The sequence below is a fragment of the Tetzosporium hominis genome (assembly GCF_002265435.1).
GTDB lineage: Bacteria > Bacillota > Bacilli > Bacillales_A > Planococcaceae > Chryseomicrobium > Chryseomicrobium hominis.
Map to the genome: position 1 here is coordinate 1 of NZ_NOKQ01000097.1, position 249 is coordinate 249.

The 249-nt window shown below is 49.4% G+C and carries 1 protein-coding gene; it reads right to left on the reverse strand.

Features of this window, described 5'->3' with window-relative positions:
* A partial coding sequence (locus CF394_RS00345) for a PepSY domain-containing protein (protein ID WP_243370574.1) occupies positions 1-249 on the reverse strand: 249 nt, incomplete at both ends.

Consider the following 249-nt stretch of genomic DNA (forward strand, 5'->3'; position numbering starts at 1 on the left):
TGGTAGCATCAGGGTAGAGCTCTTTAACTTGTCCGACCAGCTTGCTTGGAGTTACCCGTTCAACCTGAGGGGTTACCGTGTAGTAGTCCCGATATAGCGCTTGTTCAATCTGGGGCTTAAATAAGTAAACGGAGCCGGTTATAGCCAGGATGATCAGAAAAGGAGCAAATAGGATGCCGGCATAGAAGTGCCATCTCCAGACGGTTTTGTACAGTGCGGCAGAGCTTGGATTAAGCGGCTGGCTTTCAT